A 23,189-nucleotide genomic window follows, 5' to 3' on the forward strand; every position below is an offset into this window, starting at 1 on the left:
CCCTCTGGTGGCGAGTTCGCCCGCCACCCCGTTTCTCCCCAACGTACTCTCTCGAAAGGACTCCCATGAACAAGCAAGCCCTCCTCGCCGCCCTGGCACTGAGCCTGGCCGGCTCAGCATTTGCCGCTGGTGACCACAGCCACGAACACAAGCCCATGCACGGCGGCGTGGTCGTCGAGGTCAAGGACATGGACTATGAGCTGGTGGCCAAGCCCGCCGCCATCCAGCTGCACCTGCGCGACCACGGCAAGCCTGCCGATGTGGCCAAGGCCAGCGCCAAGCTGACCTTGCTGAACGGCACCGAGAAGCAAGAGGTCGAGCTGAAGCCGGCGGGTGACAAGCTGGAAGCCACCGGCAGCTTCAAGGTCGGGCCCGGAACCAAGGCCGTCGCCGTCGTCACCATCGGCGGCAAGCCCGCCGGCACGGTGCGCTTCGCGCTGAAGTAACGGGAGATGCCATGAACCAACCCCGTCTTGTCCATCGCAGAAGCTTGCTCACCGGCCTGTTGGCAGTCGGGTTGGTTCCTTTGGCAGGCTGCATGAGCAAGCCCGTGCGCCCCGCAAACGCAGATGGCACCTACTGCTATGCCGTCGGCAGGTCGCTCAGCCGCAAGCTCACCTGCACGACCGCGCCGATCCCGTCGCAGCAGGTCGAGGCAGAGGCCAAGCGGTTTGAAGCCACACCGGGCTTGCTCACCGTCTACGTCGTGCGCAAGCGCTGGGGGGATGCCAGGAATGTGGTGCGGCTGACAGTGGACCGTGACCCGGCCGTCGCCACGGTGCCCGAGTCGTTCGCGCGGCTGCGCCTCAAGCCCGGCGCACACCAGATGGTGGCGGAGTGGGACGAAGGTCGCGCGGCCCTGGACATCACCGGCAAGGCAGGCGAGGTGGTGTTCGTTGAACTGATCGGCTCGGTCTGGTCGTGGGGTAGCAGCTACCGGCTGGAGAGCGGCAACCCCGCGGAATCGCGTGCGCGCGCTTTGGGGTTGCGGCTGGTGGCCGATATCGGCTGATTTGACAATCTGCCTGCGATGCGAAAGCAGATTCCGGATGCGGACATCGCGCAGCTCATGCTGTGGATCTGGATTGTCGTCGTGCTCGTGGCCATTGCGCTCTTCGCGCTGTGGCGGCGATGGCGGAAGGCGCATCCTCCACCCACGATCCCGCCCAAGCTTGCCTACAGTCAAACGCTGGGCAAGCGATTGGCCACCGGCCGTCGAGGCGTCGGCAAAACCAAAAGCAAACGCGGGCCACCAGTGTCTGGTGGCCCGCGCGGCGGGTGAAGACAGACGGTGTATCAGCCGCCGGTCTGAAGCGCCAGGCGAGCACGGCGCTCTTCGGCGGGCTCATTGAGCATCTCGTCGATCACCTGCTGGCGGGTCTTCGCGGGGCCGATGGCCTTTTGCGGCAGCGGTGCGTTGCGCTGAATCAGCGCCAGGGTGCCGTCCTTGCGCGCAGCCTCGATCTCGGCCAGCACCTCAGCGCGCGTTTTCGTGCTCTTCCAGTGGTCGGGATGCTCGGTGTAGCCCCTCTCATTCGAGGCTGGGTGGTACAGCGAATTGGCCTGCGCAACCATGGGCAGACCCATGGCCAGAGCAACAACGGAGAGAGCGGCGTGTTTGCGGATGTTCATGGTCCTGATTCCTTTGTGAAGTGGCCGTCGACCTTGTGTCGCGGCATGCCTGAGGGCATGGACATGACTGTAGAAATTCGCCCCCAACAGAGATGGGACCAACACATGACAGAACGGCCATGTTCAGGCCGCTCCAGTTGAAGGCGTGAGGAACATGAAACTCCTGGTGGTCGAAGACGAGATCAAGCTGGCCGAGTACCTGCGCAAGGGGCTGGGCGAAGAGGGCTATGTCGTGGAGCTGGCGCACAACGGCGTCGATGGCCTGCATCTGGCGATGCAAGGCAGCCACGACCTGATCGTGCTGGACAGCATGCTGCCCGGCATCGACGGTCTGGGCGTGCTGGCGGCCTTGCGGCAGAGCAAGCAGACCCCCGTGCTGATGCTCACCGCTCGCCAGCGTGTGGAAGACCGCGTCAAGGGCTTGCAAGCCGGGGCCGACGACTACCTGCTCAAGCCGTTTGCGTTCTCCGAACTCGTGGCGCGGATACAGGTGCTGCTGCGCCGAGCGCGCCCAACGCGCGAACCTGAGGGGGCAACAGTCCTTGGCCTGGCCGACCTGGAGCTGGACCTTGTTCGGCGCAAGGCCACCCGGGCTGGCAGAAGGCTCGATCTCACGGCCAAGGAGTTCGTGCTGTTGACGCTGCTGCTGCGCCGCCAGGGGGAGGTGCTGTCCCGCACCGAGATTGCCGAGCAGGTGTGGGACATCAATTTCGACAGCGCCACCAACGTCATCGACGTGGCGGTGCGCAGATTGCGCGGCAAGCTCGATGCGCCCTTCGAGCGCCCCTTGCTGCACACGGCGCGTGGCATGGGCTACGTTCTGGAGGCGCGCGACGAATGAGCAGAAGCCGTGTCGGCTCGCTAGGTCGACGGTTGTCGATCTGGCTGGCACTGCAGAGCTTGACGGGCCTCTCAGTGGTTTGCGTGGCGGTCTACGCTGTCACGCACATGAACTTCGAGGCCAGGCAATCTGAGGCTCTCGCGCAGAAACAGGCTCAGGTGCGGCACCTGCTGACCGAGCCAGCTTCGCGTGATGACCCGGCCGTGTTGACCCACAAGCTGGATGATTTTTTCATCGGTCACCAGGAACTGAGCCTTTTGCTGCAGAGGCCGGATGGCAGCGTTTACTACCAGCGCACAGGCGGGGTCGCATCGAGCAATTTGCGCCAAGCCCATTTTGAAGTGGCTGCGCTGGCCACCGCGCCGCTGCCACTGACTGCCATCCTGACGCTGGACACCGACGAAGACCATCAATTGCTGCGCCGGTTGGCATTCACGTTGTTGGCGGCCGCGCTGGCCGGGGCCGCCTTGGGTTCGGCCGGTGGCTTTGTTTTGGTACGCCTGGGCTTGCGCCCGGTGCGTGAGCTGGTGGAGCAGACACGCAGGCTGGCGGCCGACACCTTGCATCGGCGCCTGGATGGTTCCGGCCAGGCCGAGGAGCTCGAACCGCTGATTGCGCAGTTCAACGACCTGCTGGGTCGGCTGTCGCTGGCCTATGAGCAGCTGGAGGGCTTCAATGCCGATGTCGCCCATGAACTGTGCACCCCGCTCGCCACCTTGATCGGCAGCACGGAGCTGGCCTTGCGCAAGGCCCGTGGTGCCGATGAGCTGCGTGAGGTGCTCGGCTCGAACCTGGAGGAATTGCAGCGCCTCGCGGGCATCGTGCAGGACATGCTGTTCTTGTCCCAGTCTGATCGGGGCAGCTCGGCCCGCCGTGTGGCCACGGCCAGCCTGGCTGCGTTGGCGCAGCGGGTGGCGGAATACCACGATGCCGCGTTGGACGAGGCCGGTCTCCAGGTCGAGGTGGTCGGTGACGCCGCCGGAGAGTTCGACCTGCCGCTGCTGCAACGCGCCCTGTCCAACCTGGTGGCCAATGCCACGCGCTACGCCGACCGTGGGACGAGCATCCGCATCGACATTTCCGAGGCAGCCCCTGGGGCGCTGCGGGTGGTGGTGGTCAACCAAGGTACCACCATCGAACCCGGGCACCTGCCGCGGCTCTTCGACCGCTTCTTCCGTGGTGACCGGGCCCGCAGCGGCGCCCATCAGAACCATGGGCTGGGCCTGGCCATCGTCGCCGCGATCGCACGCATGCACGGCGGGCAGCCGTTTGCGAGGTCAGCAGATGGCGTCACATCGATCGGCTTGACCTTGCTGCGCGCGCCAGGCGCGGGCAGTCCGTCACCGAATTCGGGGGCCTGACTGTCCTGAGGTGCCGGCCGCAGGGCCAGCCAAGCCCTTGTCAGGGCTTGTCGTCGTGCAGCAGATGCGCCATGTCAGGCGGCAAGGCCATCGGTTCGAACGGGCTGACGTCGGATGTGCCGATGTTGCCCAACGGCAGGCGGCCGCTCAGGTGCCCGATGGGTGTGAGCACCAGGCGCAGAAGTTGCCCACGGAGTTCGCGGCCGTCACGCAGTGCCCAGGCGGCACGCAGCATCAGCAGGTGCACGCGCAGGTGGAGGCCGATGTCCCGCTGACCGAGCACATGGGCGCGCTGCAGCAAAGGCATCGCGGCCATCGGCTGCGCTGCAGCGAGGTGATGCCTGGCTTCGGCCATGGCGGCAGCGAAGGCCATTGCGCGTTGAGAGCCGGGCGTCATCGGCCTTGCACCCTGGCTTGCAGCAAACGCAGCCCGTTGACCACCACCAGCAGGCTGGCGCCCATGTCGGCGAACACGGCCATCCACATCGAGGCATTGCCGAACACCGCCAGCACCAGGAACACCGCCTTGATGCCCAGTGCCAGCGCGATGTTCTGCCACAGGATGGCGTGTGTGGCCTTCGACAGGCGCACCGTCTCGGCAATGCGCCGCAGGTCGTCGTTCATCACCACCACGTCGGCGGCTTCCATCGCGGTGTCGGTGCCGGCCGCACCCATGGCCACGCCGATGTCCGACTGGGCCAGCGCAGGCGCGTCGTTGATGCCGTCGCCGGTCATGGCCGTCATGCCGTGCTGCGCCTGCAGGGTCTTGATGGCGTCCAACTTGTCCTGCGGCAGCAGGTTGCCCCGGACTTCGGTGATGCCAGCCTCCTGGGCAATGGCCGTGGCCGTGGCCTGGTTGTCGCCGGTCAGCATCACCGGTGTGATGCCCAATGCCTTCAACTCGGCCACTGCTTCCCGCGAAGATGCCTTGATGGTGTCAGCCACCGCAAACAGGGCTACCGGGCCGGTGTCGCAGGCCAGCAGGCTGACGGTGCGGCCGGCTTCTTCATGCGTGCGCAGCGTCGCTTCCAGCGCCGGCGAGCACTGGCCGCGTTCCTCGATCAGGCGGTGGTTGCCAAGCACCCAGGTCTTTCCGGCGATCTCGGCCTGCACGCCGCGCCCGGCAATGGCCTTGAAGCTCTGGGCCTGAACGCTGTTGGGCTGTAGCCCGGCTGCGATCGCGCGCGACACCGGGTGGTCGGAGTGGCCGGCCAGCACCGCGGCCATGTGTTCTGCGGTGTCAGAGTCAACGCCCGCAGCTCCGGCGGTGTCGAGCACTTGCCATGCCACCAGCTTGGGCTTGCCCTCGGTGACCGTGCCGGTCTTGTCCAGCGCGATGGCCTTGAGCTTGCGCGCACCCTCCAGGTACACCCCGCCCTTGATCAGGATGCCTCGCCGGGCCGCGGCCGCCAGGCCGCTGACGATGGTCACCGGCGTGGAAATCACCAGCGCGCAGGGGCAGGCGATGACCAGCAGCACCAGGGCTTTGTAGACCCCCTGCATCCAGGTCCAGTCCAGCAGCCAGGGGCCGAGCAGGGCGACGGCCAGCGCGATGACGAAGACCGCCGGCGTGTAGACCGCCGCGAAGCGGTCCACAAAGCCCTGCGTGGGCGCGCGTGTTCCTTGGGCCTCTTCGACTGCGTGGATGATGCGTGCCAGGGTCGAGTTCGAGGCCAGCGCCGTGACGCGGAACTCGAAGCTGCCGGTGTCGTTGATGGTGCCGGCAAACACCGGGTCGCCCACGGCCTTGTCCACCGGGATGCTCTCGCCGGTGACCGGGGCCTGGTTGATGCTGGTGCTGCCTGCCGTCAGGACGCCGTCCATGGGCACCCGTTCACCCGGCCGCACGCGCAGCACCGCGTCCAGCGCCACGCTGGCGACGGGCACGGTCAACCAGCTGCCATCGGCCTGGCGCACGGCCGCTTCTTCCGGTGCCATCGCCAGCAGGCCCTTGATGGCATTGCGGGCGCGGTCGACCGCACGCGCTTCGATGGCTTCGGCGATGGCATACAAGGCCATCACCATCGCCGCCTCTGGCCATTGGCCGATGGCGAAGGCGCCGGTGACGGCCACGGTCATCAGGGCGTTGATGTTCAGGCGCCCGTGCCGCAGCGCAATCAAACCCTTCTTGTAGACGTCGAAGCCCGCCAGCCAGATGGCGGCGGCGGCCACCGCCAGGCCGGCGCCTTTCCAGAGCAGCGTGTCTGGCGCGAAGTAGCCCACCAGCTCGGCAACGATGGCCAGAGCCAAGGCCATGCCCAGTGGCCCGTAGCTGGCCTGCTGGACGCCATGGTCGTGTCCGTCATCCGCGTCAGCGTGTCCGGGCGTTGCACCCGGCTGGGGCGCTGCCAGCGGCTGTGGATCGAAGCCGGCCTTGCGCATGGCAGCCACGGCCAGCTCCACGGCTGGCCCAGGGGCATCCAGCGCCAGGCTGCGTTGCCCGAGCTGGAAGGTCAGCGCCCGGATCCCGGCAATGCCTTCCACCGCTCGGCGGATCTCGGACTCTTCGGACGCGCAGTCCATCGTCGGCACCCGAAATCGCACCCAGTTGGCACCCGGAGGTGTCGCGGGCGCTGCTGGCGTCGTCGTACCGCAGCCGCAGCAAGATGCCTGGTTCTCTGATGTTGACGGTGTCGCTGCAGCAGCTTCTGGTCGATCCACGATCATGTCCTGTTGTTGGATGTCGCCATTGAAAACCCTGAAGTCGGTGTAAGGTCAAGCCTTCATCGGCAAGAGGGGACTCCATGCGCATCGGAAACCTGGCTGAGGCGACGGGCACACCGGTAGAAACCATCCGCTTCTACGAGCGCGAGGGCCTGATCCCTGCCGCCCAACGCAGCGACAACAACTACCGGGTGTACACGACCGCACATGCCGAGCGCCTGGCCTTCATCCGCCACTGCCGCAATCTGGATATGGCGCTCGATGAGATCCGTGCGCTGTTGCGCCTGCGGGACGCCCCGCCCGATGACTGCGGCGAGGTCAACAACATCCTGGACGCGCATATCGGGCACGTGGCCCAGCGCATCCGCGAACTGCGGTCGCTCGAATCGACCCTGAAGGCGCTGCGTGCGCGCTGCCAGTCACCGCATGCGATGAATGCGTGCGGCATCCTGAATCAACTGGACAATGCCGCCGCGCAGGGCGTCAAGCCGGCCGGCCACCGCCACGTTCGCGGAGCCCACTGATGTTTGACTTCTTCCGCCTCACCGCACTCTTCGTCATCACCGCGCTGGCCGAAATCATCGGCTGCTACCTGCCGTGGCTCGTGCTGACCCAAGGTCGGCCGCGTTGGCTGCTGCTGCCGGCCGCTGCCGCGCTCGCGGTCTTCGCCTGGTTGCTGACCTGGCACCCGAGCGCCGCTGGCCGCACCTATGCGGCCTATGGCGGTGTCTACGTCGTGGTGGCCCTGGTCTGGCTGTGGCGCGTGGATGGGGTCATGCCGACCCGCTGGGACTTGATCGGCGGTGCCGTGTGCCTGGTGGGCATGGCCATCATTGCCTTGCAGCCGCGTCAGTCACTGGGCTGACGAGGCCATCAGCGGACTTGGCGCGTCAGGTGAAGTCTCCCGGCACCGAGGGCAGGGCCAGATCCGCCCCGATCGGCAACGCCTTCACGATTCGCGCCTCAAGTCATTCGGAACCTGCGTCGCCAAGCTGCTCAGCGCCAGTTCCCCGACCGGTGCCTCGACCTGCCAAGGGATCAGGGCGCATCGTTTCGCAGCAATCTGCATCACATGAGCGATGAACGGTGCCTCGTACGCGCCGCGTTGCGTCAACACCGGGTCGTGCGTCCCGCTCGCCAGCAGGCTCTGGTTGATGACCCATGCGAAGGGCTCGATGCCGGCGCGATGCAGATCGGCCTGAAGGCGTTCCGCCTCGTGCACGGGCGTCGCCTCGGCCAGCGTCACGATGAGCACGCGCGTGAAGAACGGATCGCGCAGGCGCGGCAGGAGCTTGCGCACCGACTCTGGCGAGTCCCCCTGGGTGCGGCTCACCTCCCGGTGGTAGGCCTCGGCCGAATCCATCAGCAGGATGGTGTGGCCGGTGGGCGCCGTGTCCAGCACCACGAACGCGTCCTGGGCCTTGTCGACCGACTGCGCGAATGCGCGGAACACCGCGATCTCTTCGGTGCAGGGCGAACGAAGGTCCTCGTCCAGCATCGCCCGCGCCTGCGCGTCCAGGCTGGCGCCGGCCTTGCCCATCACCTCGTTGCGATAACGCTCGACCTCGGCGACGGGATCGATGCGCTCGACGGTCAAGTTCGGCACCTGCTCGTCCAGGGCCCAGGACACGTGCGCGGCCGGGTCCGTGGTGGAGAGCACCACACGGCGGCCGCGCTCGGCAAGCGCCACCGCTACAGCCGCAGCGACCGTGGTCTTGCCGACGCCGCCTTTGCCCATGGTCATCACAAGCCCGTGACCGGCGGCCTCAATGTCGTCGACGATCGTCGCCAGGCCATCGGGCAGTCGGTCGATCGATGACACAGCGGGCGTCGTGCGGTCTTCGCTCTGAGGATGGAGGAAGGCCCGCAGCGACGCCAACCCGACCAGCCCGCGAGGGATGAACCCGGTCTGGCTGCGTGGCAGCGCCGCCAGGCCAGCCGGCATCTGCTTCACGGCCTTGGCATGGCGGCTCGACATCGCGCGGGCGACCGAATCGTCCGAGGCTGCTTCGTAGAGCCCGTTCAGGGCAAGGACCTGGTTGCGAACACCGAGATCGGCCAACTCGTGGCGGGTGCGATCCGCCTCTCTCAGCGCCGAGACTTCCGGGCGGGCGACAAGCACCACCGTCGTCAGCTGCCGGTCGGCCAGCGAGCGCACCGCCGCCGCGTAGGTTGCCTTGCTCTTCTCCAGGCCCGCCAGCGGACCCAGGCACGAACTGCCCGTCGTGTTGGTCGCGAGGAAATCGTTCCACGCCGACGGCAGGGACAGCAGCCGCAGCGTGTGGCCGGTCGGCGCCGTGTCGAACACCACATGGTCGAAGGCCTGCGTCACCTCGTTGCCGGCGAGCAGCCCGGCGAAGGCGTCGAAAGCCGCGATCTCGACCGTGCAGCCGCCGGAGAACTGCTCCTCCATGCTGCGAATCGCCGCCGGCGGCAGGATGCCGCGGTACGGCCCCACCATGCGCTCGCGATACGCCGCGGCAGCCGCCTCCGGATCGACGTTGAGGGCGCTCAGGCCCGGGACGCCATGGACCTCGGTCGGCGTGGTCGTCAACGGCGTCTCAAGCACCTCGTCGAGGTTGGACGCCGGGTCCGTGCTGACCAGCAGCACGCGCCGACCCTGCTCAGCCAGCCGTAGGGTGCTGGCGCAGGCCAGCGAGGTCTTGCCGACACCGCCCTTGCCGGTGAAGAAGGCAAAGCGCGTCTCGATGCCTGGGAGCGCCATGTCAGCCGCCGCCCGGGCTCAGCAGCACTTGCCAGGCGCGCAGCCGCATTCTCCGAGCTTGACGCGGGGCTTCTCGGCTGTGGGGATGTCCAGGCCGAGCTTGCTGATCAGCTGCGCTTTCGACGGATACATGCCGGTCGACACGATGCGGCCGTCGACGGTCACGATGGGCAGGCGGTCCATGCTCGCGCCCATCTCCTTCATCACGTCGGCGTTGGTGGTGAAGGCCGCCGCGTTGTGGCTCAGGCTGTGGCGCACGATCTCGACGCCGGACTGACCCAAGGCCTGCAGGTCGGCGTTGAACTGCACCAGGACCGGATCGACGCTGACGCCGCACACGCCCGTCGGGCAGCACATCGCGGGTTCATAAACTTCAAGCTTGCTCATGGTGGATTCCTCGTGCGACTCTGGACATGGTCGGCACACATGCCCTGCAGGATATTGACCTCGCTCAAGCGTCGAGGCTACGGTGGATGAGCGCTCCGAGGCCCGCACCCACCAGCTGGGCAGCGACGAAACCGGGCACACTGGCCGGTGAGATGCCGGCGAAGGTGTCGCTGAACATCCGCCCGAAGGCTGCCGCCGGGTTGGCGAAGGATGTCGACGCCGTGAACCAGTAGGCGGCACCGATGTAGCAGGCGACCATCGCGGCGACCTTCGGGGCCGGGGCACGAAGGATCACCAGCAGCAAGCCGGCCGTTGCAACGGCCTCGGCGATCCACTGGCCGGTTCCGCCTCGCACCTTGGTCGAGAACTGCAGCAGCGTGGCATCGAACATCGCGTGCGCCAGCCAGGCGCCAAGCACCGCGCCGACGAGTTGCGACACCACGTAGGGGGCGAACAGCGATTTCGGCAGCGCGCCACGCAGGCTCATGACCAGGGACACGGCGGGGTTGAAGTGCGCGCCGCTGACCGGGCCCAGAACCTCGATGAGGATGTACAGGCCGCCAACTGTGGCGGCCGTGTTGGCTAGCAGCGAGATGGCCACATTGCCGCCAGCCAGGCGCTCGGCCATGATTCCCGAGCCGATCACCACGGCCAGCAGCAGCGCGGTGCCCAGGGTTTCGGCGAGGAGGCGCCGCTGAAGATCGGATCGCATGCGCAATCCGCTCAGCTCTTGTAGGCCTCGACGAGCGCGGTCTGCAGCTCGTCATTGCCCATGCGGTCCAGAGGCAGCGACAGCAGCTGCAGCATGCGGTAGCCGATGGCCTGGCGCGTCAGCTCGAAGGCTTGGCGCCTCTCGGCCTCAGGGGCGTTCGACGGATCAGGGTAGCCCCAATGCACCTTCACCGGGCTGCCCGGCCAGTACGGGCACTGCTCGGCCGCCGCGCTGTCGCACACCGTGATCACGATGCGCATCTCGGGCGCGCTTGGGCCCACGAACTCGTCCCAGGACTTGCTGCGCACGCTGCTGATGTCGATGCCCGCATTGCCCAGAGCCTCCAGCGCGTAGGGGTTGATCCGGCCACTGGGCGCGCTGCCGGCGCTGTAGGCACGCACGTCCTTGCCAAGCTTCTTCGCCCAGTGGTTGAGCATGCACTCCGACAGCACGCTGCGCGCCGAGTTGTGGGTGCACAGAATGAGAACGTTGGTGGTCATCACTGGGTTCCGATGTCCTTGATTTCGCGCTGGATCGCCATCTTGTCGAGGCTGGCGATCGGAAGGGCCAGCATCAGCTCGATACGGCGCTTCATGGTGATGAAGGTGTCGAGGAAGGCGTTGCGGATGGCCTGGTCGGGCCCGTCCACCGCGGCCGGGTCGGGCATGCCCCAGTGCGCCGTCATTGGCTGGCCTGGCCACACTGGGCAAACCTCGCCCGCCGCCTGGTCGCAGACGGTGAACACGAAGTCCAGCTGCGGTGCATCCGGCGTGGCGAACTCTTCCCAGCTCTTGCTGCGGTAGCCGTCCGTCGGGTAGTGGTGATCGGCCACGGTCCGCAGGGCCCAGGGGTTCACCTCGCCACGGGGGTGGCTCCCGGCCGAGAAGGCCCTGAAGCCACGGCCCTTGCCCAGGTCGTTCATCAGTGCTTCCGCGAGGATGGAGCGCGCGGAATTGCCCGTGCAGACGAACAGCACGTTGTAGGTCTTGTCGGCCATGGGATGTCTCTCAGCAGTTGCAGGATGGGGATTCAAGCTCGCAGGGTTGCCCCTCGCAGCAGTTCGATGTCAGGAAGCCCAGCAGGTCGTTCATGCGGTCGAACGAAGCGCGGTAGATCAGGTTGCGGCCATCGCGCGTCTGGCTCACCAGGCCCGCGAACAGCAGCTCTTTGAGATGGAAAGACATCGAGGCCGGCGAGATGCCGAGTTGCTCGCTCAGCACGCCCGGGGTCAGGCCTTGCTTGCCGGCCACCACGAGAGCACGGAACGCCTTCAGGCGATGCACCTGAGAAAGTGCACTGAGGGAGCGGGCCACAAGATCGTCTTCCACGATTAATCAAACCTTTGTTGAAGTATTTGATTGAAATGTGGCAAGACCATGACAGCCGACAAACGAGTCAGGCTTGCGACAAGTGGGAATGCAAATCAGGCCGCCAAGCCGCCGCTGGCTCGGTACCAAATGTGGCTACTTAAGCCTATTTGACATAAACATTATCGTCGCGCATTGGCGGTTTGGGCGACAATCGCGCCAGAAGCATACGAGATGAGCGCTGCTCCCGCCAGCGATGGCTTGGCCAGGGACCTCATCGTCCTCATGGCCCGGTCCTTCCGCACTCTCATTGAATCTCGCGCTTCGGCCGGCGGTCGTTGCACGACTTCTGTCAACCGTGCACAATGATTCCATCTCTGATGCGGTGAATCCTATGCACAGCATGACCTTGGAACAACTGCGCGCCACCGCGGCCGCTGGCGGCGTCGCCGGCGTCACGCTCAAGGGCCAGGGCGGCGCATTCATGCTGCGCATCGCCACCCGGAGCGGCCAGGACGCCGTGCTGGCCAAGGCACGCAGCACCGAGCCGCGCCGCTTCGGCAACCCGGCCTCAGCCATGATCCTGCTTCGCGAGGTCGGCATCGCTGTGGCACAGCTCGACGCCACCGACTGGAACCCCGACGAGAAGGACATGAGCCGCAGCCGCTCCAGCCAGGCCGAAGCGATGCGCACGGCCCACCAGGCTGCGGCGCACAACCGGTGGCTCGCCGCCGAGATCCAGGAATCGCTCGACGATCCGCGCCCGAGCGTCCCGCACGACGAGGTCATGGCGGCCATGGACGCCGAAATCGATGCGATCGAGCTTCAGCGTGCCAGCTCCGCGCGAAGGAAAGGCGCATGAGCACGACGCCGCGCCAACCCGATCAGGTCATTGCGCAGGCGATGCTGGCCGCCGCCGCTGAAGCGCCGCCCCCAGCGATCACCTCCGAGGAAGTGGCGGCGCTCGAGCGCCTGCTCGCGCATGCCAGGCGCGACTCCGGGCAGAGCCGGGTCGTTGCGGACTTTCTGCTGGCTTGGTGGAACACAGGCAGCTGCGGTGCCTTCGACCTGACCTCGCTGTGGGCACTGGACACCGACATCGTGGCGGACATGACGACCGTGTTCGGCCTGGCCGGCCGCGTTCACCGCTACCCCGACAGCCTGGGCTACGAGGCCGAGTTCAGGGCCATCGTGCGGACGTGGCGGCCGGAGCTCGGGGACTGATGCCTGGGGCCGACTACCGCATCGCCTGGCGCCCAAAGGCTCTTGAAGACCTGCGCAGCATCGTCCGCTACATCGCCCAGGACAGTCCTACCCGTGCACGCACCTTCGGCAAGAAGCTGCGCGAGAAAGTCCAGCCGCTGGCCCAGCACCCGAGGCTCGGCCATGAGGGCCGGCCCGGGCTGCCAGCCGACGTGCGCGAACTCGTGCTGCACGCCAACTACATCGCCGTCTATCGGGTGATCGACACCTCTCGCACCGTCGAGATCCTTCGCGTCAAGCACGTGGCGCAGCAAACGCCGTGAATCGCAGGGGCGCGTGCGCACAGGCGACGGAACGGCTGACCATCTGAAATCGACGGCCGATTTCGACGGGGGGTTGGACCGGGGTTTCGAGTTGCGCGCTCCCGCGGTCAGCCGCACGATGGGGCGCCCTGCACCTGCTTCGCCATGAACCCCCGGACATCACCGTTGCGAACCGCGCTCGCCGGCCTGTGTGGTCCCTCTGGACAACGGGATCGGCCCAGCGCCGATGGCCTGCTCGCGGTCGCCGGGCTTCAACTGCAGGCCTACGATCCGCCGGCAAGCTTTGCGGACCCGCGGCTCGATGCGCTCTGTCGGGAGGCGGCGCGAAGGGGCCTGGTGATCACCGACGTCCAGGGCCGACTGGTCGGCGATCTGCGCGCCGTGTCCGTCAACGAAGTGCTGCCGGCTTTCAGAGGCCGTTGACGGACCCGTCCGCGACCGCGGCGCGCGCCGCGATGCAGAGCCGGTGCCGACTCACGCTGTGCTCGATGCGCCGCTCGAATTGCTCAGCGGAGCCGCGTTGGCCCCGGCGGCGCGACCATGCGCCAGGGTCTGGATGATCGTGCCGACCATCTTGTCGGCCTTCGAGGGCTTGGCGACGTAGGCGTTGAAGAGATGGCCGTGCTCCTCAGCCAGTCCGAATGCGCTCATGGCGATCAGCCTCGTGTCGCATTCCGGGTAGCGAGACCTGAGCCGCCGCGCAAGCTCGTAGCCATCCGCGCCGGGCATCTGGATGTCGACCAGCGCCACCTCGAATGCCTTCGAACCGAGCTCTTGCAGCGCCTCGTCCGTCCCAGGCGCCTCCACACACTCCGCGCCCTTGGCACGCAGGAGATCCGCCACGGCGCTGCGAACGGAGTCCTCGTCGTCGACGACAAGCACGTGCAGGCCCGACAGGCTGGACGAGCCGGAAAGCGGACGGTGTGGCTGCTGGTCCAGCACCTTCACCGGGATGTGCACGGTGGCCCTGGTGCCGCGCCCCTTCTCCGACTTGATCTCCGCAGTGCCGCCGAGTTGCGCGACCAGGGACCGCACGATCGACAGTCCGAGCCCCAGGCCGCGCGCTTCGCGGGTGCCTCGAAACCACGGGTCGAAGACGTTCGGCAGAACCTCTTCGGCGATGCCGCTGCCCGTGTCGCTCACCCACAAGGTCATGGTGTGGGGCCCGTCGCCATCCACGTCCGCGTGGATCTCGATGAGGCCATGGCTCGTGTACTTGACCGCGTTGCTCACCAGGTTCCCGATGATCTGCTGCAGGCGCATGTCGTCGGCATGAAGCGAGATGGCCGGGACCGTGACGCGCACGTCGACCCCCTTGCGGTTGGCCAACTCCCGGAGTTCGGTGATCGACGCAGCCACCACTTCGTCCAGCCGCACCGGGCGTTCACGGATCTCGTAGCCTGCGGCCTGATTGGCCCGCACGAAGGCGGCCAGGTCGTTGGCCTGGTGCATCAGTTGGTCGGCCGCTCGTGACAGCCGCTGGACCGGCTCCTGAAGGCCTTTGGACCTCTCGTCAGCGGTCTTGAGCGCGAGCAGGTCGGCTAGGGCGACGATCGTCTGCAGGGGCGTGCGGAACTCGTGCGAGACCTTGGCGATGAACAGATCCCGTGTGGCCGCCGCTTCGTTGCGCGCGGACTCGGCCGCCAGCTTGGCCTCGGTGAGTTCCAGCTCTGCGAGGCGCGCGTGGTCAGCCCTCAGGCGATCGCGTTCGAGCAGGGCTCTCGCGAGCCGTTCGCCCGCTGCCTTCGACAACTGCGCGGACCGGTGCATCGTGAAGCCGAACCCGGCCACGATGGCGGCCAGTCCGATCGAGCGCAGGCCGTCGAAGGCCAGATGGGCGATGACCAGCGACGCCACCTGCGGCACGATCATGTAGAGGTAGGCACGCCCTGCCAACGGGGCATACAGGGCCGCCACGCCGGCCGATCCAGCCAGCAGCATCGGGTAGGCGATCTGCGCGACCTCTTTGAGGTGCGGGTAGATGGCCAGGGCACCGTAGCCCCACATGAGACCGGACAGGCCGGCGTTGAGCTCGATTTCGCGTCGCGCTGCCCACGCCATTCCCTCGTCAAAGGGTTCGCGCAAGCGGTAGCGCTTGCTCATCGACCAACGCCAGCCCGATGCCGCGAGCCCGAATGCGCCGAAGATCGTTCCCGGCACGCTCAGCCCGGCCTCAAACGCCATGTACACGACCAGCGCGACCGCGGCCAGCAGCAGCGGCACGTTGGCCACAGCCGAGACGACGGCGTTGGCAGTCATCGCGCGCGCCGTCTCACCGGCGTCGGGCGAGTAGTCCCCGCCAGCAGCCTTGCCCGCGACTTCGACCTGCGGTCCCTCCGCGGCCCTGCCCTGCTCACTCATGGCTCTGTTCGTCCTGAGATTGACCCGTCTGCCTGCTCCAACGGTTCGTCGACCGGTTCTGTTGTCCATGCCCCAGGGTGCTCGGCGTCTGCGCGCCGTCAAGCCCGCCTGCAAGAGGTACGCAGATCGTCTCGACCCACATCCAACCGCGCTGAGGTGAACGCTGAGTTTCCACGTTCCTTCTGCAATGTGGCCCGACCGATCGAAACAGCCCCTGCACATCGTCTTTGGGGCGACGCGATCGCAGGCGCGCTGCCACCGATCTTCCCGCGGGCCGGCGAACTCACCGATCGCCCCAACGAGCGAGTTGATGGGTACCCACCAATGGGGGCCTACTTCGCGGTGCATCACCGCGAGGGTTCGGGTGCCGCCGGTCACTTCAAAACCGAACCAACGGCGCTCCCGCTCGGATCCTTCCTGGCCTGCGTTTGGGTTGACGCGAACTGGCTTGGGTCGGGAAGGTGCGATGGAAGCAACGCCCGCGCCGTTGGTTCGGTTTTATGATCCCTCACCATGGCCCCCAAGAACCTTGACCTGTTCGACGACGCCGACCCGGCCGACCAGGTGCGGGCCTACCAGGAGGCGTTCGACCAGTGGCTCGAACACCAGCGCACTGCGGCCTCACGCAAGATCACCTTGGCCTCCTCCATTCGCTCGTACACGGTCCTCTGGCAGGCGTTTGCCGAGTGGTGCCTGAGCCAGTCACCCGTGGTCGGCCTGGACGGCATCACCGAGGCGGACCTCGGTGCCTTCATCAACAGCCGACTCGAACCCGCGAACGCGGCTCGTGCAAAGCCCAGCCGGCTCAAGGAGGCCGGGAAGTTCACGCCACGGCACGCATGGCGCTTGCTGAAGCTCATCGACAGCGTGCTCGAGATCCGCGCAGAGGCCACCGGGGCTGCCGCCCCGAACCGGGCGGCAGCCACCCTGCTGCAATCCCGTGAGGACTGGCTCTATGCCAACGCCAATCGGCGCGACGCACTGCCTGACTACCTGGCCCCTGCCGAGGCCCGCATCCTCGTCAACTACCTCTCCGCCGGCCTGCCACGTTCGGGCCGTCGCGGCGCCGACATCACCTGGCAGGAACTGCGCAACCGGTCTGCCGTCGCGCTGCACCTGGGCTCCGGGCTGACGCCAGCCGATGTCCGGATGCTTCGCCTGACGTCCCCGGTGATGCGAACGGGTGACGAGAAGGGCGTACCGGGCACGGTCCATGTGCCGGCGCACGGCGACAGCCCAGAACGTGAAGCACCGGTGATCAAGTGGGCAGGTCGCGTGCTGGCCTACTGGCTGCAGGTGCGCAAGGAACAGAATCTCGCCGGCGACTTCCTGTTTCCCGCGACGCGTACTGGCAAGCCATGGGGCAAGGTGACCCACTATGACGCGGTGAAGGCGGTCCTCGAGGCCTCCGGCATCGACAAGAGCCTAGTCGAAGGCGGTGCCTACCGCCTGCGTCACACCTTCGCGCTCCGCCAGCTGCGCCGCGGCAAATCACCGGACCTGGTGGCCAAGTGGCTCGGGGTGGTCGAGATGCGGGTGATGGACCGCTACCGGCGCGTCGACTACTCGAGCGAGCGCCCGGACTGACCGCGGCTGGCACTCGATCCTGCCGCACGAGCCCATGCCCGCCGACCTGCTGGCCATCGCCCACGTCCGCAGGCTGCTGCTGGAACTCGGTTTCGAGGAGGCGCCGGAGCAGATCGTCCCGGCAGCACTTGGCTACTCGCTGTGGGTCTCGCTGCCCATCGCGGAGCTGGCAGGCAGAACACCAAAGGAACTGGTGGCCGACGCCGAAGGCAGCGCTGCGCTTCGCCTGTGGATCGTCGCTCAGCTCGGCCTCGACAGCTAAGCGCCGGCGGGCACGGACTCGGTCTCCTGACCCGCAACTTCCGGGACGGTGCTGGCCGTCTCCTCACCCGCGACTGAGACGGGTTCATCGACGCGCTGGTCGGTCGCCGCCTCGCCCGCCTGGGGCCTGTCCTGCTCCGGGTTGGTCGAGGGCGCCGGTCTCGAGGCCTGTGGCCGCGGCTTGGCCGCCTCCGCTGCCAGCCTCGCGTCTCGTTCGTTCATGCGGCGACGCACGCCCATCCAGAGGTTGCGCGCCTTGGTCGAGATGCTCAGCACGATCCGCTTGTACAGGGACCGGCGCGTCTCGAGCTCGCGTTCACTGATGATCTCCTCGATGGCCAGCGTCTCCATCATCGGCATGATGATGTCGAGCTTGTGCATCAGGTCGAAGTAGCGCCGGCCGAACGAGGAAGTGATGCCGATCTCTTCCTGCAGAGGCACCGTGTCGTAGGACGCCAGCGTCTCGATGTTGTGGTGTTTGAGCAGTGCCTCGGCCTGGTCGATGGCTTTGTTGATCTCATCGGTCGCCGCGTCCAGGGCCTCGCGGATGTTCTGCTCGATGCGTTCCACCACCTCGTGATCGAGCTTGGCACGGCCGAGCTGGCTGATGAAGTACATCGACGCCTGGAAGCTGTAGAAGCAGCGCGCGAACATGCGTTTGGCATGCGGGCTGGAGAGGTGCGTGGTCCGCTTCAGCGAGGCGCCTTCGACCTTCCGAAAGTCCGCCCGGTACTCGTCCTTGTTCAGAATGCGCTCGTTCACCTGGCCGGTGTCGATGACGGCGAGTCGGGTTGAGGTCATGGCACGCTCCGTTGTCCAAGTGAGGTTGGGCGGGTACCGCAATCATCCCGACCGCCGCCGGCGCGCGCCACCGGAAAGGCGGGTCGAACCCCCCCTCCAAATCGGCCGTCGCCTCGCCGTTGACAGGGCACGGCGCCGGGCGCTAAGGTTCGCGCCTGTGCAGTAGCTGGCCCTGCACCCCAAATCAGGCAAGCCCTCCAGGGCGTCGATTCGACGCATCGCCCGTCTCCCGGGCACATCCGCATCCACCGATCAGCCTTTCGAGGCGCGACCCGTTTCGTCGTGCGCCGAAAGGTCTCTCCCGATCGGTAGCTGGCACACCGATCCAGCGGCTCTCGCCGCCCAAGCCAGCCCTATACGCCGGTTCATGACCGGCCACTCACTCAACCCCCGCGGGGCAACTGCTGCCCCTGCGGGGATGGGCGTTGCCTCGCGCATCCATGGAGGCAGCAATGCTCAACATGAGTGTCGCCAACGCTTGCATCCGAGGTTCGCTGTTTGACCTCGACGAACCCCCATCCATCCCCGGCCGTGCCGAAGCCGTCCACACCCTGCAGTTGCACCAGTTGCCGCTGCAGACCCAGGACGCGCTGAAGCAGCTGATCGCGATCGGAGACGCTCCCGAGTGGAGCGAGGCCGCCGTGGTGCAACTGCACTGGGTGCTGTTGCAGGAGCTGAGAAAGCTCACCGATCCCGAGACGCCGCTGGAGGAGAAGATCGAGACGCTGGACTGGGCCCTGACGAGTCCGTCGAACGATCACCTCCCCTTCTCGTTCGCCTCGTGCGTCCGCGTCGTCGGCACCAGCCCCATGTCGCCGACGGCCTACTTCGGCCTGCTCGACGTCGAGGAGTTGCGCCGCTGGCTGCTCGTCAACGCGCGGCGCTGGCTTCGCGAAACAGGCGCCGCTCTTGGCGTCGAAGCGAAGCGGCTTCAAGAAGGCACGGCCCTGCCGCTGCAGTTCTTCGACCAGCGGCAGCTCATGGAGGCCGTCGAGCGGTATCCACTGATCCGAGACCAGGGTCATCGACAGCGAGTCCACCTGGTAGAGGTGCTCACGCTTGGCGTAGATCAGCGCGGCCATGACGACCATCGGCTTGCGCTCAAGATCGGCGTCACGGGCCTGCAGGGTGGCCGCATAGGCGCGCTCGGCGCGCTCCCAGGCCTTGTTCTCCATGTACAGCGGCACGTCCGGCATGTGCTTGACCAACAGCTTGCGCCCGTAGGCGCTTTGCTCGGCGCCGTTGAACTGCCCGATGACGATCGCCATCTTGTAGGCCACGTCGTCGCCCGGCGAGAGCAACATGGCCAGCTTGCGCCGCCGGCGCTCGCCGATCTCTTCCTTGTCGGCGACCCGGAACGGCTCGGGCACGTACAGGCGCTTGTCCAAGGTCTCGCCCTTGAGCGTCACGCCGGCTGCCGCAAGCTCGATGTACTTCTTGATCACGCCCTGCGAGCGCCTTCCCTCCATCGCCGGATACCAGCGGTTGAGCCCGGCGCGGTGGTAGAGAAAGTGCAGTACCGCTCGCAGGCTCATCCGCTTGCGCGGTGCATTCACGGCGGGAGGCTCGCCGTTTGCCTCCCCTCGCGGCATTGCCTTGCCGGAGACCCTGGAGAACGGGAAGTCGGTCCGGATCTCCACGTGATCGGGGTTGTGCTCGACGATGGCCTCGCCGACGAGTTCGCCCAGGCCCGAGAGACCCGGTTCCGGCTCGAAGGACTGGCAGGTCGGATGGTGCATGTCACCGGTACCCGGCATGCGCTTGACGACGTACTCGCCATGCTTGGCGATGTACATCTCCACGCCACCGCGAACGCACATGCATCGCGGACGCTCCGAGCTGTCGTACACCCTCGACAACGCCTCCTGCAGGCCGGGGTCGGTCGCCAGCAGCGTGACGCCGCGGATGAAGTACTTCGCTGCGTCCATGGCAACCTCCTGGGCGTCTGCGGCCACGATCGGGCCTACACGATCTCGTGAGACACGAGGTCGAGCGGCACGGGCGGGAGCCTGAGCAGCCGTCGCACCTGGCGTGCCGACCGCAGGCCAAGCAGTTCCCGAAGCTGGGCCCTGTCGGCACCCTGTCGATCCAGCGAGAGTGCCACCTGCCTGCGGGCCTGCTGTGCCGTCATGCCAACCCATCCGGCGCGCGCGAACGCCAGTCGCAGAGTCGCTTGCAGATACTTGGAGGTGAGCCGCGAATCGGTCGGTGACCGGCGGGTAATCAGGAACGGCCTGCCCGCCTCGGTCAGGAACAGGCGGCTCTTCGGATCGAGTCCACGGAAGCGCCCGGGTTCGCCGGTGCCCAACCGCCGACGCAGGCGCTCTTCCAGGTAGATGTCGATGCTGGCCACGGCTCGCGTCGAGTTGAAGTACAGCGGTCGCGCGATGCCGCTGGCCGCCACCTCCACACGCAGTGTCGAGACCCGTCGCACGTTGCCGTTTTCATCCAGGTAGTCGCCCACCTCCAGCAGCGCGAGTTCCATGGTCTTGAGGCCGGTGCACAGCAGCGTGTAGATCAGCGCGATGTCCCGGTTGGCACTACGGCAGCATGAGCGAAGGCGGCTCGCACCGGCAGCGACCTCATCCGCATTCAGCACGACCCGGCAAGGCTGCGGCGGTGCGCTTACATCGTGTGCACGCGCGGCGGCCATGATCGTCTCCCGCTCGCGGCGGATCGCGACCAGGCTGTCGAGCCAGTCCACTCGGATCGAGCCCAGCGCACCGGCCTGCTGGAGCCTGCGCAGCAGGCCTTTGATCCGACGCTCGACCGTCGAGCGCGCGACACCCAGGTCGGACGCCACCTCCTTGTAGCTCCGGCCGCCTTCGACCACGCTGATGAGCAGGCCCAACGAATCTAAGGGTAGGCGCCCCATGGACTGATCTCGACCTGTGGGTTGAACGTCAGGCAACGCCGTCGATGGGCGGGTTGCCGTGGCGCCAATCGTCCCGAAGATGGCGGCCGCCTTCAACCGGAAAGGCGGCTCGAAGTCCCCCCCGGATTTCGGGCGTCGCGCGGGCCAAAGTGACAGATCCGCCGCTGCAGGTGCGGATCGAACGAGTGACAGATGGGCATGCGCCGTGCGATGCCCCTTTTCGACCGCGCATCGTTGATCCATACTGACCATGCGATGGGCATCTCTGCCTTTGCCGCTGTCACCAGCGTTCCGGCCTGGCCGGCGTTTGCGGTCGTGACCCGCACTTCAATCTGCCTGCGCCTGCAGGCCACCCGCATCCTTCGCCGGCAGCTGCCGGCTCAGCAGACAACCCAGTGCCTGCCGCCCAGCGGTGGTGTCTTCGACGGGTTGTAGGCCGTTCTCCGCGGGGTCTCCCCGCACATCCCCAACCCGAGCTCGGGCGACACCCCGAGTCGGGTTCGCTCGTGCTCATCCGCTTGAAAGGAAAGCGACATGAACCACGATTCCCTCTCCTTCGCTCTGGCGCCCTGCCAGGCCAACGACGGCGACGCGCGCATCACGGCGAGCATCGTGCCCGCCAAGCAGCGCGTGGACTTCCTTCCGAGGCACTTCGGTGCGCGGGCGATGATGAAGTTCGAGATGTCCGTTTACGACTGGATGGGCAACCTCTGCCCGTCCTATCGCGGCGGCTTCTGGAACTACGTCGAGCTCTCCAACGGCGGTGCGTTCATGTATCCGGCTGGCGTCGACGCGTTCGAGTTCACGGTGGAAGGCAACGGCTTCCACGGCACGGTCTCCGCGGAGGTGGCAGGAATCATCGCCACCACGTTCGCGCTGAACGGCATGCTCTGGCAAGGCTGGGACAGCCTGAACGCGAAGTACGAGCTGCTGCTGGAGTTCATCGGCGGACACCCGGATGCGATGACCATCCGGCGTGCCCTGGACTAGGGGCCCGCCATGCTCACCCATCGTTGCAACAGGTTCGTCGTCCTTCTGACGGGCATGCGCCACTACACCACCGAACAGCTCTTGGCGGTGATGCACGAGCGGCGCTACCCGCCGTTGTTGCGGGTGGCCGCGCTGCGGTGGCTCATCCATTGGGCTCCGTTGGACATCACCAAGGGCGCCCCGTATCTGCAGCGGCGGCGCTACGTGCGCCAGCACTACCACGTGTAGCCGCCACCAACCTCAAGCCGAAGGCCACGGCCTCCAAGCCGTGGCCTTCCGCTCCCCCAAGGAATCAGGCCATGTACATCCGAACCCCACGGATCGGCGCCGTTTGCTCGCCCGATCCAAACGACATCCACGCTCTCGCGGACGACTTCGCCTACGAGCTGCGCCAGTTCAGCAGGACCGACCGCGATGGCGAGCGGCGCCGCGCCTCGTTGGCCGCGATCGACGACTTCGAGAAGGCAGGCGGCGACGCGGAGGCCCTTCAGGCTTTCGTCGACGGCGCGGGCCTCGAGGCCATCCAGGCGTATTGCCTTCCGTTCATGAGCTTCTCGCTCGCGCCCTCAGGTGACTACGGCTTCTGGCCAGACCTGGAAGGGCTCGAGCGCGCAGCCCGATCAAGGGAAGGCGTCATCAAGGTCAACTCTGGCGACCCCTGGCCACCGCTGTGGTCGGGATCGGGCCGCGACATCCAGTTCGTCATGGAGGTCAGCGACCACGGCAACCTCACGCTCTACAACCGCCGCCGACAGGAGGTCTGGAGTTGCGTCTAGCTGCGCTCTCTACATCTGTTTTCAGACGCCAACGCGCAAGAAGGACAAAGACATCAATCGATCAAGCCGTTTGGCCTGCAACGGATGCTTGGCGGGCCTGTCTTCGTAGACCGAGCCCGCCCCCCTTTCTCCGCCACCCTCGCAGCGACAGCAGGCCTTCGCCCCCGCCCGGTCAATGACAGCCTATCGGCGGATGGCTGCCACAGATGGCCCACTGATGATCGCGATCCCACTGCGTCCACGAGCGGGGATCCTGTGGTGTGGGTGCTCGGACGGTGTCAAAGGGCCTCGACCGGCACATGTAACTGCTCGTTGTCGGATACTAAGAAAACTGGAAGCGCGTCGCTGTCATGGTCCGCCTGCCGCGGGTCATCTGGCCGTTC

30 protein-coding genes are annotated in these 23,189 nt (G+C 66.7%); 17 read left to right on the forward strand and 13 right to left on the reverse strand.

The annotated features are described in order from the left end of the window. The first annotated feature begins 65 nt into the window (after positions 1-65). Genes MW290_RS32765 through MW290_RS32775 form a run of 3 tightly spaced genes read left to right on the forward strand, consistent with a single transcriptional unit; the run spans position 66 to position 1,282 of the window. Complete coding sequence (locus tag MW290_RS32765; protein ID WP_210800110.1) at positions 66-446, forward strand: type 2 periplasmic-binding domain-containing protein; 381 nt, start codon at positions 66-68, stop codon at positions 444-446. An 11-nt stretch (positions 447-457) separates the two neighbouring features. Further along, positions 458-1,012, forward strand: coding sequence for a hypothetical protein (locus MW290_RS32770; RefSeq protein WP_250200198.1), 555 nt, complete (start codon positions 458-460; stop codon positions 1,010-1,012). 18 nt (positions 1,013-1,030) lie between these two features. Continuing rightward, positions 1,031-1,282, forward strand: coding sequence for a hypothetical protein (locus MW290_RS32775; RefSeq protein WP_210800114.1), 252 nt, complete (start codon positions 1,031-1,033; stop codon positions 1,280-1,282). A gap of 14 nt (positions 1,283-1,296) precedes the next feature. On the opposite strand, the gene MW290_RS32780 is transcribed toward MW290_RS32775, so the two are convergent. Next, positions 1,297-1,632, reverse strand: coding sequence for a DUF4148 domain-containing protein (locus MW290_RS32780; RefSeq protein ID WP_210800115.1), 336 nt, complete (start codon positions 1,630-1,632; stop codon positions 1,297-1,299). 154 nt (positions 1,633-1,786) lie between these two features. On the opposite strand from MW290_RS32780, the gene MW290_RS32785 reads away from it, so the two are divergent. Together MW290_RS32785 and MW290_RS32790 are read left to right on the forward strand one after the other, a co-directional pair. Then, the gene (locus tag MW290_RS32785) at positions 1,787-2,473 is read left to right on the forward strand and encodes a heavy metal response regulator transcription factor (RefSeq protein WP_210800117.1); all 687 of its coding nucleotides are present in this window, start codon (positions 1,787-1,789) and stop codon (positions 2,471-2,473) included. Then, the gene (locus MW290_RS32790; RefSeq protein WP_250200199.1) at positions 2,470-3,834 is read left to right on the forward strand and encodes a heavy metal sensor histidine kinase; all 1,365 of its coding nucleotides are present in this window, start codon (positions 2,470-2,472) and stop codon (positions 3,832-3,834) included. The genes MW290_RS32785 and MW290_RS32790 overlap by 4 nt, the downstream gene beginning before the upstream one ends. Positions 3,835-3,874: 40 nt before the next feature. Here the strand turns inward: MW290_RS32790 and MW290_RS32795 are convergent, their stop codons facing one another. Beyond that, a complete protein-coding gene (locus MW290_RS32795; protein WP_247652575.1) occupies positions 3,875-4,207 on the reverse strand; it encodes a DUF3703 domain-containing protein in 333 nt (110 codons plus the stop codon). Positions 4,208-4,227: 20 nt separating this feature from the next. Next, on the reverse strand, positions 4,228-6,501 hold the full coding sequence (locus MW290_RS32800; protein WP_259373514.1) for a heavy metal translocating P-type ATPase: 2,274 nt from the start codon (positions 6,499-6,501) through the stop codon (positions 4,228-4,230). A 77-nt stretch (positions 6,502-6,578) separates the two neighbouring features. Here MW290_RS32800 and cadR point away from each other — a divergent pair, with 77 nt between their 5' ends. Both cadR and MW290_RS32810 read left to right on the forward strand, forming a co-directional pair. Next, the gene (gene cadR, locus MW290_RS32805; protein WP_250200201.1) at positions 6,579-7,022 is read left to right on the forward strand and encodes a Cd(II)/Pb(II)-responsive transcriptional regulator; all 444 of its coding nucleotides are present in this window, start codon (positions 6,579-6,581) and stop codon (positions 7,020-7,022) included. Continuing rightward, the gene (locus tag MW290_RS32810; RefSeq protein ID WP_210800125.1) at positions 7,022-7,363 is read left to right on the forward strand and encodes a YnfA family protein; all 342 of its coding nucleotides are present in this window, start codon (positions 7,022-7,024) and stop codon (positions 7,361-7,363) included. The genes cadR and MW290_RS32810 overlap by 1 nt, the downstream gene beginning before the upstream one ends. 84 nt (positions 7,364-7,447) lie before the next feature. On the opposite strand, the gene arsA is transcribed toward MW290_RS32810, so the two are convergent. From arsA to MW290_RS32840, 6 genes are all read right to left on the reverse strand, one after another. Continuing rightward, a complete protein-coding gene (arsA, locus tag MW290_RS32815; RefSeq protein ID WP_210800132.1) occupies positions 7,448-9,223 on the reverse strand; it encodes an arsenical pump-driving ATPase in 1,776 nt (591 codons plus the stop codon). 18 nt (positions 9,224-9,241) lie between these two features. Beyond that, positions 9,242-9,610 carry an arsenite efflux transporter metallochaperone ArsD gene (gene arsD, locus MW290_RS32820; protein WP_210800134.1) on the reverse strand — a complete coding sequence of 123 codons (369 nt, stop codon included), beginning with the start codon at positions 9,608-9,610 and terminating at the stop codon, positions 9,242-9,244. Between the two features lie 64 nt (positions 9,611-9,674). Next, positions 9,675-10,322 (reverse strand): aquaporin, encoded by a 648-nt coding sequence (locus MW290_RS32825; RefSeq protein WP_250200202.1) that lies wholly within the window; start codon positions 10,320-10,322, stop codon positions 9,675-9,677. Positions 10,323-10,333: 11 nt separating this feature from the next. Next, complete coding sequence (locus tag MW290_RS32830; RefSeq protein WP_210800137.1) at positions 10,334-10,822, reverse strand: arsenate reductase ArsC; 489 nt, start codon at positions 10,820-10,822, stop codon at positions 10,334-10,336. Then, on the reverse strand, positions 10,822-11,319 hold the full coding sequence (locus tag MW290_RS32835; RefSeq protein ID WP_250200203.1) for an arsenate reductase ArsC: 498 nt from the start codon (positions 11,317-11,319) through the stop codon (positions 10,822-10,824). The genes MW290_RS32830 and MW290_RS32835 overlap by 1 nt, the downstream gene beginning before the upstream one ends. Before the next feature lie 10 nt (positions 11,320-11,329). Then, positions 11,330-11,650, reverse strand: coding sequence for an ArsR/SmtB family transcription factor (locus MW290_RS32840; RefSeq protein ID WP_250200204.1), 321 nt, complete (start codon positions 11,648-11,650; stop codon positions 11,330-11,332). 373 nt (positions 11,651-12,023) lie between these two features. Here MW290_RS32840 and relB point away from each other — a divergent pair, with 373 nt between their 5' ends. The 4 genes from relB to MW290_RS32860 all read left to right on the forward strand — a co-directional run bounded on the left by relB (position 12,024) and on the right by MW290_RS32860 (position 13,578). Then, positions 12,024-12,491: a type II toxin-antitoxin system RelB family antitoxin gene (relB, locus tag MW290_RS32845; RefSeq protein ID WP_250200205.1), complete on the forward strand. Its 468-nt coding sequence runs from the start codon at positions 12,024-12,026 to the stop codon at positions 12,489-12,491. Between the two features lie 41 nt (positions 12,492-12,532). Next, entirely contained in the window at positions 12,533-12,853 is a 321-nt protein-coding gene (locus MW290_RS32850; RefSeq protein WP_250200276.1) for a DUF7673 family protein, read from the forward strand. Continuing rightward, positions 12,853-13,155 carry a type II toxin-antitoxin system RelE/ParE family toxin gene (locus MW290_RS32855; protein ID WP_250196093.1) on the forward strand — a complete coding sequence of 101 codons (303 nt, stop codon included), beginning with the start codon at positions 12,853-12,855 and terminating at the stop codon, positions 13,153-13,155. Before MW290_RS32850 ends, MW290_RS32855 begins: the two co-directional genes overlap by 1 nt. A gap of 165 nt (positions 13,156-13,320) precedes the next feature. Then, complete coding sequence (locus MW290_RS32860) at positions 13,321-13,578, forward strand: hypothetical protein (protein WP_250200206.1); 258 nt, start codon at positions 13,321-13,323, stop codon at positions 13,576-13,578. Between the two features lie 51 nt (positions 13,579-13,629). Here MW290_RS32860 and MW290_RS32865 read toward each other — a convergent pair whose 3' ends face one another. Beyond that, the gene (locus MW290_RS32865) at positions 13,630-15,516 is read right to left on the reverse strand and encodes an ATP-binding response regulator (protein ID WP_250200207.1); all 1,887 of its coding nucleotides are present in this window, start codon (positions 15,514-15,516) and stop codon (positions 13,630-13,632) included. Positions 15,517-16,029: 513 nt separating this feature from the next. On the opposite strand from MW290_RS32865, the gene MW290_RS32870 reads away from it, so the two are divergent. Then, entirely contained in the window at positions 16,030-17,103 is a 1,074-nt protein-coding gene (locus MW290_RS32870) for a tyrosine-type recombinase/integrase (protein WP_250200208.1), read from the forward strand. A 34-nt stretch (positions 17,104-17,137) separates the two neighbouring features. Beyond that, positions 17,138-17,365, forward strand: coding sequence for a hypothetical protein (locus MW290_RS32875; protein WP_250200209.1), 228 nt, complete (start codon positions 17,138-17,140; stop codon positions 17,363-17,365). Here MW290_RS32875 and MW290_RS32880 read toward each other — a convergent pair. The 3 genes from MW290_RS32880 to MW290_RS32890 form a co-directional block, all read right to left on the reverse strand. Next, positions 17,362-18,165: a DUF1845 domain-containing protein gene (locus MW290_RS32880; protein ID WP_250200210.1), complete on the reverse strand. Its 804-nt coding sequence runs from the start codon at positions 18,163-18,165 to the stop codon at positions 17,362-17,364. The two genes, MW290_RS32875 and MW290_RS32880, sit on opposite strands and share 4 nt — an antisense overlap. 383 nt (positions 18,166-18,548) lie before the next feature. After that, positions 18,549-20,093: a DUF1173 family protein gene (locus tag MW290_RS32885; protein WP_250200211.1), complete on the reverse strand. Its 1,545-nt coding sequence runs from the start codon at positions 20,091-20,093 to the stop codon at positions 18,549-18,551. A gap of 35 nt (positions 20,094-20,128) precedes the next feature. Continuing rightward, positions 20,129-21,016: a site-specific integrase gene (locus tag MW290_RS32890; RefSeq protein ID WP_250200212.1), complete on the reverse strand. Its 888-nt coding sequence runs from the start codon at positions 21,014-21,016 to the stop codon at positions 20,129-20,131. Between the two features lie 216 nt (positions 21,017-21,232). Between MW290_RS32890 and MW290_RS32895 the strand changes: the two genes are divergently transcribed. From MW290_RS32895 to MW290_RS32910, 4 genes are all read left to right on the forward strand, one after another. Further along, entirely contained in the window at positions 21,233-21,475 is a 243-nt protein-coding gene (locus MW290_RS32895) for a hypothetical protein (RefSeq protein ID WP_250200213.1), read from the forward strand. A gap of 99 nt (positions 21,476-21,574) precedes the next feature. Then, positions 21,575-22,030 carry an antirestriction protein gene (locus MW290_RS32900; protein WP_250200214.1) on the forward strand — a complete coding sequence of 152 codons (456 nt, stop codon included), beginning with the start codon at positions 21,575-21,577 and terminating at the stop codon, positions 22,028-22,030. A 9-nt stretch (positions 22,031-22,039) separates the two neighbouring features. Further along, positions 22,040-22,258, forward strand: a complete 219-nt coding sequence (locus tag MW290_RS32905; protein ID WP_250200215.1) for a hypothetical protein — start codon at positions 22,040-22,042, stop codon at positions 22,256-22,258. A 71-nt stretch (positions 22,259-22,329) separates the two neighbouring features. Then, on the forward strand, positions 22,330-22,806 hold the full coding sequence (locus tag MW290_RS32910; protein ID WP_250200216.1) for a hypothetical protein: 477 nt from the start codon (positions 22,330-22,332) through the stop codon (positions 22,804-22,806). Positions 22,807-23,189: the final 383 nt, after the last annotated feature.

It is taken from the genome of Aquincola tertiaricarbonis (assembly GCF_023573145.1).
GTDB classification, from domain to species: Bacteria; Pseudomonadota; Gammaproteobacteria; order Burkholderiales; family Burkholderiaceae_C; genus Aquincola; species Aquincola tertiaricarbonis_B.